This is a genomic window from Pseudomonas emilianonis, from assembly GCF_023072625.1.
Lineage (GTDB): Bacteria > Pseudomonadota > Gammaproteobacteria > Pseudomonadales > Pseudomonadaceae > Aquipseudomonas > Aquipseudomonas paraveronii.
This window is the reverse complement of the sequence record NZ_JAKNRV010000003.1, coordinates 40,912-54,259: the sequence shown is the minus strand read 5'-3', so window position 1 is coordinate 54,259 and position 13,348 is coordinate 40,912. Positions and strand designations below refer to the sequence as shown.

At 57.1% G+C, this 13,348-nt stretch carries 11 protein-coding genes and 2 tRNA genes; 1 reads left to right on the top strand and 12 read right to left on the bottom strand.

The genetic code is table 11. The features are described from left to right. Window positions 1-1,918 (top strand): DUF748 domain-containing protein (locus tag L9Z73_RS00940; protein WP_247395698.1); only part of this gene is annotated, 1,918 nt, incomplete at its 5' end. A 174-nt stretch (window positions 1,919-2,092) separates the two neighbouring features. Here the strand turns inward: L9Z73_RS00940 and L9Z73_RS00935 are convergent. The 12 genes from L9Z73_RS00935 to tpiA all read right to left on the bottom strand — a co-directional run bounded on the left by L9Z73_RS00935 (window position 2,093) and on the right by tpiA (window position 13,302). After that, complete coding sequence (locus L9Z73_RS00935) at window positions 2,093-2,695, bottom strand: BON domain-containing protein (RefSeq protein WP_247395697.1); 603 nt, start codon at window positions 2,693-2,695, stop codon at window positions 2,093-2,095. Between the two features lie 294 nt (window positions 2,696-2,989). After that, window positions 2,990-5,095 (bottom strand): polyribonucleotide nucleotidyltransferase, encoded by a 2,106-nt coding sequence (gene pnp / locus L9Z73_RS00930; protein WP_247395696.1) that lies wholly within the window; start codon window positions 5,093-5,095, stop codon window positions 2,990-2,992. 195 nt (window positions 5,096-5,290) lie between these two features. Continuing rightward, window positions 5,291-5,560 (bottom strand): 30S ribosomal protein S15, encoded by a 270-nt coding sequence (gene rpsO / locus L9Z73_RS00925; RefSeq protein ID WP_003176135.1) that lies wholly within the window; start codon window positions 5,558-5,560, stop codon window positions 5,291-5,293. Between the two features lie 159 nt (window positions 5,561-5,719). After that, window positions 5,720-6,637: a tRNA pseudouridine(55) synthase TruB gene (gene truB, locus L9Z73_RS00920; RefSeq protein ID WP_247395695.1), complete on the bottom strand. Its 918-nt coding sequence runs from the start codon at window positions 6,635-6,637 to the stop codon at window positions 5,720-5,722. A gap of 3 nt (window positions 6,638-6,640) precedes the next feature. Further along, entirely contained in the window at window positions 6,641-7,036 is a 396-nt protein-coding gene (rbfA, locus tag L9Z73_RS00915; RefSeq protein WP_247395694.1) for a 30S ribosome-binding factor RbfA, read from the bottom strand. Window positions 7,037-7,195: 159 nt separating this feature from the next. Further along, window positions 7,196-9,721 carry a translation initiation factor IF-2 gene (gene infB, locus L9Z73_RS00910; protein ID WP_247395693.1) on the bottom strand — a complete coding sequence of 842 codons (2,526 nt, stop codon included), beginning with the start codon at window positions 9,719-9,721 and terminating at the stop codon, window positions 7,196-7,198. Window positions 9,722-9,748: 27 nt separating this feature from the next. Then, window positions 9,749-11,230 carry a transcription termination factor NusA gene (nusA, locus tag L9Z73_RS00905; protein ID WP_247395691.1) on the bottom strand — a complete coding sequence of 494 codons (1,482 nt, stop codon included), beginning with the start codon at window positions 11,228-11,230 and terminating at the stop codon, window positions 9,749-9,751. A 47-nt stretch (window positions 11,231-11,277) separates the two neighbouring features. Beyond that, a complete protein-coding gene (rimP, locus tag L9Z73_RS00900) occupies window positions 11,278-11,736 on the bottom strand; it encodes a ribosome maturation factor RimP (protein WP_247395690.1) in 459 nt (152 codons plus the stop codon). Between the two features lie 141 nt (window positions 11,737-11,877). Then, window positions 11,878-11,954 (bottom strand) — tRNA-Met (locus L9Z73_RS00895). Between the two features lie 96 nt (window positions 11,955-12,050). Continuing rightward, window positions 12,051-12,136, bottom strand: a tRNA-Leu gene (locus L9Z73_RS00890). 22 nt (window positions 12,137-12,158) lie between these two features. Next, entirely contained in the window at window positions 12,159-12,542 is a 384-nt protein-coding gene (secG, locus tag L9Z73_RS00885) for a preprotein translocase subunit SecG (protein WP_078835321.1), read from the bottom strand. 4 nt (window positions 12,543-12,546) lie between these two features. Continuing rightward, window positions 12,547-13,302: a triose-phosphate isomerase gene (tpiA, locus tag L9Z73_RS00880; protein WP_247395689.1), complete on the bottom strand. Its 756-nt coding sequence runs from the start codon at window positions 13,300-13,302 to the stop codon at window positions 12,547-12,549. Window positions 13,303-13,348 lie beyond the last annotated feature (46 nt).

Genomic DNA, 13,348 nt, shown 5'->3' with positions numbered 1-13,348 from the left:
CCAGGCGTATGAACCGGCCAGCGCACCAGCGGCTGCCGACTCGCCAAAACCCGCTGTCGCAGCGCCCAGCAAACCGTGGCAAGTCCTGCTCAAGGATGTGCAACTGCGTAACTATCAGGTCCACCTGGCCGACCGCCAGGCCAAACCCGCCGTTGCTCTGGAACTGGGCCCGCTGAACGTCGATGTGCAGAACTTCGACAGCCTCAACGGCAACCCCTTTACCCTCAAGGTCGACACCGGCCTGGGCAAGCAAGGCAAGATCCAGGCAACCGGCGAGGTCAACCTCAACCCGGTCAGCGCCAAGCTGAAAGTGAACACCCAGGATATCGACCTGCGGGTCGCGCAATCCTATATCAGCCCGTTCATACGCCTGGAGCTGCGTAGCGGCATGCTCGGCAGCAACCTCGACGTGAACCTGAAAAGCACCGATCCTCTGGCCCTGCAGATCACCGGCCGGGCGCAGGTCGATCAGTTGCACACCCTCGACACCCTCAAGACCCGCGACTTCCTAAAATGGCAGCGCCTGGTGCTGGAAGGCGTGAACTATCAGCATGGCAACAGCCTGTCGATCGACAAGGTCAACCTGCTGCAGCCCTACGTGCGCTTCATGATCAACGATGATCGCACCACCAACGTCGACGACCTGCTGATCCCACAGCCGGCCAACAGCGGCGCCAAGCCGGAGACCAAGGCGGCTGCCAGTAACGAAAAACCTCTGGGCATTCATATCGGGCAGATTGCGATCAACGACGGCTCGGCGAACTTCGCCGACTTCAGCCTCACGCCCAACTTCGCCACCGCGATTCAACAGCTCAACGGGCAGATCGGCACCATTGACAGCCGCCAGGCCAAACCGGCCAGTGTCGACATCAAGGGTAAAGTGGATCGCTATGCACCGGTCACCATCAAAGGTAGCGTGAACCCGTTCGATCCGATGGCGGCGCTGGATATCGCCACCAGCTTCAAACGTGTCGAACTGACAACCTTGACGCCCTACTCGGGCAAATTCGCCGGTTTCCGTATTCGCAAGGGTCGCCTTAACCTCGACCTGCATTATGTGATCATCAAAGGCCAGTTGAAGGCCGAGAACAAAGTGGTGGTCGAGCAACTGCAACTGGGTGAGAAGGTCGACAGTGCCGATGCGGTAGACCTGCCGATTCGCCTCGCGATCGCTCTGCTCAAGGACTCTGACGGCAAGATCTCGATTGAGCTGCCCGTCAGCGGCGACTTGAATAACCCGCAATTCAGCGTGATGCCGATCGTGTGGCAGACATTGCGCAACCTGGTGGTGCGCGCAGCAACGGCGCCCTTCAAGTTTATCGGTGGGCTGGTGACCGGCGGCGGTTCGGAAGACCTCGGCAATGTCTCGTTCGCAGCAGGCTCCAGCGAACTGAACAAAGACGCCGAGGGCGCCCTGAACACCCTGGCCAACGCCCTCAAAGAGCGCCCGACCCTGCGCCTGGAAATCGAAGGCACCGCGGCTGCCGACAGTGACGGCAAGTTCCTGGCAGAGCAGCGCCTGGAGCGTGAATACCAGTACAACTACTACAAGATGCTGCAGCGCCGTGGGGACAAGGTTCCGGCCCAGGCTTCCTTGCTGCAAGTACCGGAAAAGGAAAAAGCCCCGTTGCTCGAAGGTATCTACCGCACCCGCCTGAAGCAACAACCACCGGCGGAATGGAAAAACCTGAGCGACGATGAGCGCACGGCCAAACTGAAGGACGGCGTGATCAAGTTCTGGAGTGGCAGCGACGTGCTGCTGCGCCAGCTCGGTCAGGACCGCGCGAGCACCATCAAGGACTACCTGGTGGACAAAGGGCAGTTGGAAGATGACCGGGTGTACTTCATCGATGCCAAACTGGGCCAAGCCGAGAAGGATGGCCGGGTGATAACGCCGATGCATCTGGACGCCGAGTAACCCCTCGATCGTCATACACCGACGAAATGCAGAATAGAACAGGCCCCGACACATGTGCCGGGGCCTGGAATGACCACATCCCTATGGTCGGTCGCATGAACCCGTGAGGTGCATTGAGTGGATATCTAACTCACTCGTTGCCGCCGACGTCTAGTTCAGACGATTGATTGAGCGTTACTCTGCTTTCAGGCCATCGGCCGATACAGCTTTCACGCCTTTGATTTTCTTGGTGATGTTCACCGCAGTAGTTTTCTGCGCTTCAGTCACTGCGACGGAAGAAGACAGGGAAACTACACCCTTGTTGGTTTCGACTTTGATGTCGGTACCAGGAATACCTTTCTCGGTGACCAAGTCAGCCTTCACTTTGGTGGTGATCCAAGTGTCCGAAGTGGCTTCCTTGGATTTGTCGATGTTGTCAGCTTTTACCGCACCGCCAGCCAGCAAGCCGTCAGCGGACACCGCAGTGACACCCTTGATACGCTTGGTGATGGCTACGGCGGTGGCTTTCTGCGAGTCGGAGATGGCAACGGTCGAAGACAGGGAAACCACACCTTTGTTGGTCTCAACCTTGATGTCCGAACCTGGGATGCCCTTTTCGGTCAGCAGGTCAGCTTTGACTTTGGTGGTGATCCAAGTGTCCGAGGTGGACTCTTTGGCTTTGGTCATTTCGCCAGCAGCCAGTGTCATAGGCGCCTGGGAGGTTTGAGCGAAGGCAACGTTGGCCATGGCCAGGGTCAAAGCGGTAGCAGTTGCGGTAGCGAGAGCGAACTTCTTCATACGAGTAACTCCTGTTTTATTAAAAGTCTGCAGTGTGTGTACCTTGATGCTGCAGCGTTAACAGGAATATTGCAGGCACTGTGCCAAGTCGAATCAGAAAAATAAAACCTTTAAAAACAACACGTTAAGAATTTAGCCAGTTTTCGCATTCGTGCAATTTGCATGAAGCGGATCGTGCCTGCATGCAAGTTGCGGTTTTTGGATGTGATTAAGCGCCTGATTTTTCGGCATTTTCCTGCGCGCATAAAAAAAGGACTCCGAAGAGTCCTTTTTCAGCGTGAAGCCTGCGGGTATTTAAACGCCCGAAGCCTTGGCTGCTGCCACGTCTTTGATGGACAGCTTGATGCGGCCGCGGTTGTCCACGTCCAGTACCAGCACTTCCACTTCCTGGCCTTCTTTCAGAATGTCGGTCACTTTCTCAACACGAGCGTCGCTCAGCATGGAGATGTGAACCAGACCGTCTTTGCCCGGCAGGATGTTGACGAATGCGCCGAAATCGACGATGCGCTCAACTTTACCGACGTAGATCTTGCCGATCTCGGCTTCGGCAGTGATGCCCAGAACGCGCTGACGCGCAGCTTCTGCAGCTTCCTTGGTTTCGCCGAAGATCTTGATCGAGCCGTCGTCTTCGATGTCGATCGAAGCCTTGGTTTCTTCACAGATCGCACGAATAGTCGCGCCGCCTTTACCGATGACATCACGGATTTTGTCGGTGTCGATTTTCATCGCGATCATGGTCGGAGCATTTTCCGACAGTTCGGTACGGGACTGACCAATGATCTGGTTCATCTGACCGAGGATGTTCAGGCGCGCTTCCAGGGCTTGGCCCAGAGCGATTTCCATGATTTCTTCGGTGATGCCCTTGATCTTGATGTCCATCTGCAGCGCGGTCACACCTTTGGCGGTACCGGCTACCTTGAAGTCCATGTCGCCCAGGTGATCTTCGTCGCCCAGGATGTCGGTCAGGATGGCGAACTTCTCGCCTTCTTTAACCAGGCCCATGGCGATACCGGCAACCGGTGCCTTCATTGGCACACCAGCGTCCATCAGTGCCAGGGAAGCACCGCAGACCGAAGCCATGGAGCTGGAACCGTTGGACTCGGTGATTTCCGACACCACACGGATGGTGTACGGGAACACGTCGGCGGCAGGCAGCATGGCCGCAATCGAACGACGGGCCAGACGGCCGTGACCGATTTCACGACGACCAGCACCACCCATGCGACCACACTCGCCCACCGAGAACGGAGGGAAGTTGTAGTGCAGCATGAACGGGTCTTTTTTCTCGCCTTCCAGGGTGTCCAGCAGTTGTGCGTCACGGGCAGTACCCAGGGTCGCAACGACCAGGGCCTGGGTTTCACCACGGGTGAACAGCGCCGAACCGTGAGTCTTCGGCAGAACGCCGACTTCGATGTTCAGCGGACGCACGGTGCGAGTGTCGCGACCGTCGATACGTGGCTTGCCGTTCACGATGTTTTCGCGAACGGTGCGGTATTCGATTTCGCCGAAAGCCGCTTTGACGTCGCTGGAAGAAGGCTGGCCTTCTTCACCGGACAGCTTGGCCACGACCTGATCCTTCAACTCGCCCAGGCGAGCGTAACGGTCGGCCTTGACGGTGATGGTGTAGGCCTGGGAGATCGCTTCGCCGAATTCGGAGCGGATAGCGCCCAGCAGTTCGGTCGCTTCGGCTTGTGGAGCCCAGGCCCAAGTTGGCTTGGCAGCTTCGGCAGCGAGTTCTTTAACGGCGTTGATCACAACCTGGAACTCGTCGTGAGCAAACAGTACAGCGCCCAGCATCTGGTCTTCGGTCAGCTCTTTGGCTTCCGATTCAACCATCAATACGGCTTCCGAGGTACCGGCAACGACCATGTCCAGGCTCGAGGCTTTTTGCTGCTCGTAAGTCGGGTTCAGCAGGTAGCCGGTGCTTTCGTGGAAAGCAACGCGCGCGGCGCCGATCGGGCCATCGAAAGGAATACCGGAGATGGCCAGGGCAGCCGAGGTACCGATCATCGCAGCGATGTCCGGATCGGTCTTTTTGCTGGTGGAAACGACGGTGCAGACAACCTGCACTTCGTTCATGAAGCCTTCTGGGAACAGCGGACGGATCGGACGGTCGATCAGTCGGGAAGTCAGGGTTTCTTTCTCGGAAGGACGGCCTTCGCGCTTGAAGAAACCGCCAGGGATCTTACCGGCAGCGTAAGTCTTTTCCTGGTAGTGAACGGACAGAGGGAAGAAGCCCTTGCTTGGGTCCGCGTGCTTGGCGCCAACAACGGTCACCAGTACGGTAACGTCGTCGTCAACGGTAACCAGCACTGCGCCGGAGGCTTGACGGGCGATACGGCCTGTCTCGAGGGTAACGGTCGACTGACCGAACTGAAATTTTTTGATAACCGGGTTCACGGTGTCCTACCTTCTTTGTGGCTCTTGGGGAACTTGTCTTCTTGCGAAATTCTTGGGCAATGTCGGGAATCGGCCCAACCCTTGTCCAGGGGTAAAACGTGTATCCAGATAAAACTTGAGGCTGGAAGCCTGCCATGGGCCAGCGGGAATCCCACTGACACACGACAAACAACCAACCTCTAGCGCAATCGCTTATTAGCGACGCAGACCCAGGCGACCGATCAGAGCCTGATAACGACCCAGATCCTTGCCTTTCAGGTAGTCCAGCAGCTTGCGGCGCTGGTTTACCATGCGGATCAGACCACGACGGGAGTGGTGATCTTTACCGTTGGCCTTGAAGTGACCTTGCAGCTTGTTGATGTTGTGAGTCAGCAGTGCAACTTGCACTTCTGGCGAACCAGTGTCACCAACAGCTTGCTGATAGTCAGCTACGATTTGTGCTTTTTCTTGAACGTCGAGAGCCATGAGGCAATCCTTTTTTCAGGAAACCACCCAAAGGGCAGTTTCAACAGGCCAGGGACAAATCCCTGTATCTAAAAATGAGTAGTGACCGTGCCTGCTAACAGCCACCCTCGTTCCAGTTTGCGTAAAAGCTACTGCGCTTTTACCACAAACAGGTTCCGGTCATTCTGACCGAATCAGTCGACGTGGCGCGATGCGCCCGTCTTCGCTCACTTCACCGATACCGATAAAGCGACCGTTATGATCCTGTACCCGCACCATGCCGAATTTCGGGGCGTCCGGGGCACGTACCGGCTGGCCGTTGAGCCAGTAGAACGCGCTGTGCTCCGAAAAGTGCAGCAATGGCCAATCGAGTAAACCGCTGTCCGATGGCATCAGAAAGCGATCAACCGCTTCATTGCCGCCTTCGGCGTGTACCGCTTCCAGCTCTTCCAGCGTAACCGTCTGCGCCAGACTGAAAGGGCCGGCCTGGGTGCGTCGCAGTTGTGCAACATACGCGCCGCAACCGAGCGTTTCACCAATATCTTCCACCAGGGTACGGATATAGGTGCCTTTGCTACAGTCCACGGCCAGGCGTGCGGTGTCGCCTTCACAGGCGAGCAATTCCAAGCGCGCAATAGTAACAGAACGCGGTTCGCGCTCCACTACTTCGCCCGCACGTGCCAGCTTGTAAAGTGGCTGCCCATCCCGCTTGAGCGCCGAGTACATCGGCGGTATCTGGCTGATTTTCCCACGAAAAGCGGGCAAAGCAGCCTCGATATCAGCACGACCAACGGTCACGTCGCGAACCTGCAAAACATCACCTTCGGCATCGGCCGTGGTGGTGGTCTTGCCCAGTTGCATCAGGGTTTCGTAACCCTTGTCGGAATCGAGCAGGTATTGCGAGAACTTGGTGGCCTCGCCAAAGCACAACGGCAACACGCCGGTGGCCAGCGGATCGAGGCTGCCGGTGTGCCCGGCCTTCTCGGCATTGAGCAGCCAACGGACTTTCTGCAACGCCGCATTGGAGGTAAAGCCAATGGGTTTGTCGAGCAGAATGATGCCGCTGACGTTACGACGGATACGTTTGACCTGAGCCACCGCTTACTCCTTGGCGTCTTCAGGTGTGGACGGGTGCTGATTATCCTCAGCCACGGCGCGCTCGATCAGTGCCGACAGGTGCGCACCACGCACGACGCTTTCGTCGTAGTGGAAGTGCAACTGAGGCACGCTGCGCAGCTTCATTTCGCGGGCCAACTGCATGCGCAGGAAACCTGCGGCCGAGTTGAGCACCTTGATGCTTTGCGCAATTTCTTCGCTGCTGTCCTCACCCATCACGGTGATGAAGATTTTGGCGTGACCCACGTCACGGCTCACGTCAACGGCGGTGATGGTGACCAGGCCAACACGGGGGTCTTTGACTTCGCGACGGATCAGTTGGGCCAGCTCGCGCTGCATCTGATCGCCGATACGCTGGGTACGGCTGTATTCTTTTGCCATGTCTTGTTACCTGTTACTGCCACACGGTGAAACCCGTGGGGTCTGAAAGCGGCAAACGCCCGGCCTGACAAAAGCCAGACCGGGCGTTGCGTTTAGAGTCCGAACGTTGCGCGGGGCATTTGCATGCCCACACGCGGCGTGGCTCCTGAAGTGCGCGAGTTAGAGGCTGCGAGCAACCTGAACCTTCTCGTAAACTTCGATCTTGTCGCCAGGCTTGACGTCGTTGTAGCTCTTGACGCCGATACCGCATTCCATGCCGGCACGTACTTCGGAAGCGTCATCCTTGAAGCGGCGCAGGGATTCCAGCTCGCCTTCGAAGATAACGATGTCTTCACGCAGTACACGGATTGGACGGTTACGGTGCACAACACCTTCGATAACCATGCAACCGGCGATCGCGCCGAATTTCGGCGAGCGGAACACGTCACGCACCTCGGCGATACCCAGGATATTCTCCCGAACGTCGCTGCCAAGCATGCCGGTAAGGGCTTTCTTGACGTCTTCGATGATGTCGTAGATGACGTTGTAGTAACGCATGTCCAGGCCTTCCTGCTCGACGATCTTGCGAGCGCCAGCATCGGCACGCACGTTGAAGCCGAACAGTACAGCGTTGGAAGCCAGTGCCAGGTTAGCGTCGGACTCGGTGATACCACCGACACCGCCACCGACGACACGCACTTGCACTTCGTCGTTACCCAGGCCGTTCAAGGCGCCGTTCAACGCTTCGAGGGAACCACGAACGTCAGATTTGAGGACGATGTTGAGCGTCTTCTTCTCTGCCTGGCCCATGTTCTCGAAGATGTTTTCCAGCTTGCCGGCGTGAGCGCGAGCCAGTTTGACTTCGCGGAACTTGCCTTGACGGAACAGAGCCACTTCACGGGCTTTCTTCTCGTCCGACAGCACGCTCATCTCGTCGCCAGCGTCCGGGGTACCGTCCAGGCCGAGGATCTCGACAGGGATGGAAGGACCCGCTTCCTTGATTTGCTTGCCGTTCTCGTCGAGCATGGCACGTACACGGCCGTAGTTCGAACCGACCAGCACCATGTCGCCTTGACGCAGGGTGCCGTCTTGAACCAGAACGGTTGCAACCGGGCCACGACCTTTGTCGAGACGCGACTCAACCACAACACCGCGACCTGGGGCCGATGGCGTTGCTTTCAGTTCGAGTACTTCAGCTTGCAGCAAGACCGCTTCGAGCAGCTCGTCCACGCCAGTACCGACTTTCGCCGAAACCGAAACGAACGGCGTATCACCGCCCCACTCTTCAGACGTCACGCCGTGAACCGACAGTTCGCTGCGGATGCGATCGAGATCGGCGCCCGGCTTGTCGATTTTGTTCACTGCCACAACCAGTGGAACACCAGCGGCCTTGGCGTGCTGGACAGCTTCAATGGTCTGCGGCATTACGCCGTCGTCCGCTGCAACCACCAGGATCACGATGTCAGTCGCCTTGGCACCACGGGCACGCATTGCGGTAAACGCGGCGTGACCTGGGGTGTCGAGGAAGGTGACCATGCCGCGATCGGTTTCAACGTGGTACGCGCCGATGTGCTGGGTGATACCGCCGGCTTCGCCTGCAGCTACCTTGGCACGACGGATGTAGTCGAGCAGCGATGTCTTACCATGGTCAACGTGGCCCATTACGGTCACAACTGGCGCACGGGAGAACGTCTCACCTTCAAACTTCAGGGACTCGGCCAGGGAATCTTCCAGGGCGGTGTCGCTGACCAGGGTCACTTTGTGGCCCAGTTCTTCGGCTACCAGTTGAGCAGTTTCCTGATCAAGCACCTGGTTGATGGTCGCTGGAGTACCCAGTTTGAACATGAACTTGATGATTTCAGCAGCCTTGACCGACATCTGATTGGCGAGATCGCCAACAGTGATGGTCTCACCGATCTGCACATCACGCACGACAGGGCCGGTTGGGCTCTGGAAACCGTGGGCGTTGCGTTTTTTCAGCTTGGCCTTGCCGCGACCACCACGACGGAAGCTATCGCTTTCTTCGTCGGTAGTACGTGGCGCAACGCGTGGAGCAGGCGCTTTCTCTTTGACCGAGGCGCGATGCGGAGCGTTTTTGCGCTCGCCATCACCGCCGCCACCGCGACGACTATTATCGTCGGCACGTGGTTTGTCCGGACGACGAGGTTCGTCACGCTTGCGGGCGTCGGCAGCAGGCGCTGGTGCAGCGGCAACCGGAGTGGCCTCACGCACAGCTTCTACAGGCGCAGCAGGAGCGGCGACCGCTTCAGTACCAGCAGGTTGCGCAGCAGTAGGCTGGCGACGCGCTTCTTCTTCGGCGCGACGCTTGGTTTCTTCTTCAGCCTTCTGACGAGCAGCATTATCTACTGCGCGACGTTCTTCCAGATCGCGTTTGCGCTCGGCTTCGATTTCTTCCGGGCTGCGCTGTACGAAGACTTTCTTCTTGCGTACTTCAACGCTGATGCTCTTGCTACCAGCAACACGCAGGGTGCTGGTGGTTTTGCGCTGCAATGTAATCTTGCGCGGTTCTTCCACTTTCGCCTTGTGGCTGCTCTTCAAGTGAGTCAGCAAAGACTGCTTCTCACTATCGCTCACACCTTCATCGGCGGCGGTGTGCGGCAGACCTGCCTCACGCATCTGCTGCAACAGGCGCTCTACCGGTGTTTTGACCTCATCGGCCAGTTGTTTCACCGTGACTTGCGTCATGCACTTCTCTCCTCAGGCCGCGCCTAATTACTCGAACCAATGGGCTCGGGCGGCCATGATCAACTTGCCGGCACGATCATCGTCAATGCCGTCGATGTCGAGCAGATCGTCAATAGACTGCTCGGCCAGGTCTTCGCGGGTAATTACGCCGCGCACCGCCAGTTCCATCGCCAAATCCTTGTCCATACCCTCAAGCGAGAGCAGGTCTTCGGCCGGATGGGCGTCTGCCAGCTTTTCCTCAGTAGCGATGGCTTTAGTCAACAAACGATCCTTGGCCCGAGCGCGAAGCTCGTTGACGGTGTCTTCGTCAAAGCCATCGATGTTGAGCATTTCTTCCAACGGTACGTAGGCAATCTCTTCCAGGCTGGTGAAGCCTTCATCTACCAGCACCTGCGCCAGGTCTTCGTCGACTTCCAGCTCGTCGATGAAGTTGCGCAGGATGTCACCGGTTTCAGCTTGCTGCTTAGCCTGGATGTCCGATTCGGTCATCACGTTCAGGGTCCAGCCGGTCAGTTGGCTGGCCAGACGCACGTTCTGACCTCCACGACCAATGGCCTGAGCCAGATTGTCAGCGCCAACGGCGATGTCCATTGCATGGGCATCTTCGTCAACGATAATTGCCGCCACTTCAGCCGGCGACATGGCGTTGATCACGAACTGCGCCGGGTTATCATCCCACAGGACGATATCCACACGCTCACCGCCCAACTCGCCCGACACTGCCTGGACGCGCGAACCGCGCATACCAATGCAAGCGCCCTGCGGGTCGATGCGTTTGTCCTTGGAGCGGACTGCGATCTTGGCGCGCGAACCCGGGTCGCGGGCAGCAGCCATGACTTCGATCAGGCCTTCGGCGATTTCCGGCACTTCGATACGGAACAGCTCGATCAGCATTTCCGGCGCGGTACGCGACAGGATCAACTGAGGGCCGCGGTTCTCGGTGCGGATTTCCTTGAGCAACGCACGCAGACGCACGCCGACACGGAAGGTTTCGCGAGAGATGATGTCTTCGCGGGCCAGCAACGCTTCGGCGTTGTTGCCCAGGTCGACGATCACGTTGTCGCGGGTGACTTTTTTCACGGTGCCGGAGATGATTTCCCCCAGCCGCTCGCGATAGGCGTCAACGACTTGAGCACGCTCGGCTTCGCGAACCTTCTGCACAATGACCTGCTTGGCAGTTTGCGCAGCAATACGGCCGAACTCGATCGATTCGATCTTTTCTTCGACAACATCACCGACATTGGCGCCAGGGTGCGTTTGCGCAACCTTGCTCGGCCAGGTTTCGATGGCCGGATCATCAAGATCGGCTTCTTCAACGACCGTCCAGCGACGGAAAGTCTCATAGGCACCGGTGTGGCGGTTGATTTCCACACGCAGATCAACTTCGTCTTCAAAACGCTTTTTGGTAGCAGTGGCCAGGGCCAGCTCCAGCGCTTCAAAAATCACGTTTGCCGGTACGCCCTTTTCATTGGATACCGACTCAACAACCAGCAGTACTTCTTTGCTCATCGTACGCCTCGCCTTTCGCAAGCCATTGGATCCGCGGGATCCGCGTCTCAGTCAAAACTGGGAATAATGTTGGCCTTGTCGATCATATCGATCGGCAACAGGAACTCATGATCTTCTACTTGCACCACGACATCCTGCTCTTCTACACCGCGCAGAAGGCCCTGAAAATTGCGCCGCCCTTCAAAGGGCGATCGCAGCTTGATTTTCACTTGTCCACCGGCAAATTTTGCAAACTGCTCGAGAGTGAACAGCGGGCAATCCATGCCTGGCGAGGAAACTTCGAGGGTGTACTCAACAGCGATTGGATCTTCAACATCCAGGACACCACTGATCTGACGGCTGACAATGGCACAATCGTCCACCAGCACGCCGCCCTCTTTATCAATATAAACGCGCAACATTGAGTGGCGACCTTGAGCCGAAAACTCAATACCCCAGCATTCATAGCCCAGGGCCACGACCACCGGGGCCAGCAAGGCCTGCAACTCTTCTAGCTTGCTCGACACCTGAACCCCCTCGTGCATGTATGTGCATGCTGTGCAAAATAAAAAAATGGGCGAAACGCCCATCCTTGAAACGCCGTCGAATAGCGGCGTTGAAAGTGTCCAGCTAACAAAAAGCCCCTTAATAAGGGGCTCCGCTAAAACTGGTTGCGGGGGCCGGATTTGAACCGACGACCTTCGGGTTATGAGCCCGACGAGCTACCAGACTGCTCCACCCCGCGACAAAGCTGGGGCGGAAGTATACGACCGATCCCTTACAGGGTCAATGTAACCTTCCACCTACAAGAAAGCCCGCAACAGCGGGCTCTCCTGATAATTGGTACCGAGAAGGGGACTCGAACCCCTACACCCTATGGGCACAACCACCTCAAGGTTGCGTGTCTACCAATTCCACCACCTCGGCAATACAGCGCTTACAACCCTTCTTACTTTTGCTCTTGAGCTGGAGGTACGTCAGTCGCTGGAGTAGCCGACTTTTGCTCTTGAAGCACCGGGACATCATCAGAAGCCGGCTTTGCTTTTGGTACTTCCAACACTGCTGGGTTTGGCAAACCTACTTGAGTCAGCACATGAGCTTTCTCTTTAGCAAAGTAACCTAACCCTAAGCTGGTTATGAAGAAACCTGCGGCAAGTATAGCAGTAAACTTACTAAGAAAGGTAGAGGAACCTTGGCTTCCGAATACAGTATTTGAAGCACCTGCACCGAAAGACGCACCAGCATCCGCACCTTTACCCTGTTGCAACAAAACCAGGGCAATTACGCCCAGGGCAGCCAACAGATGAAAAACGACTACGACTGTTTCCAGCATTTTTTCAGTTTCCCGCGGCGCGACAAATCGCACCGAACTCATCTGCATTCAGGGAAGCTCCACCAATGAGCCCCCCATCGATATCCGGCATGCCGAACAGTTCGACCGCATTGGCCGCCTTCACGCTGCCGCCGTATAGAAGCCGCACACCTTGTGCGACCTCAGAATTCTCTGCCGCCAACTGCGCGCGGATGGCTGCATGCACATCCTGCGCCTGTTGCGGTGTTGCAGTCAGCCCGGTGCCAATGGCCCAGACCGGCTCGTAAGCAATGACTGCCTTCGCAAATGCACCAACACCCAACTCTTCGATGATGCTGCCCAACTGACGCGAGACAACCTCAAAGGTATTGCCCGATTCACGCTGCTCAAGGGTCTCCCCTATGCACAACACTGGAATCAAGCCACAAGCCTGTGCCGCTGCAAACTTGCGATTGAGTGTGCCGTCACGCTCGCCCATCAACTGACGGCGCTCGGAGTGCCCGACAAGCACATAGGAACAACCCGCATCAACCAACTGACTTGGCGAAATCTCACCTGTCAGCGCACCTTGCATGGGCTCCATCGCAGAATTCTGCGCGCCGATCTGAATCGACTTACCTTTCAAGCCATCAACCACTTGGTTGATATGCAAGCAAGATGGAAAAACCGCGACATCAACACCGCTCGGCAAAGCCAAATGACGAAGGCCATTGATCAGCTCAGCGACACTGGCGCGGGTACCGTGCATCTTCCAGTTACCAGCTACCATAGTGCGACGCATGCTGTACCTCGTCGGTCAAAGTGGGCGCAGATGTTACCCAACCACA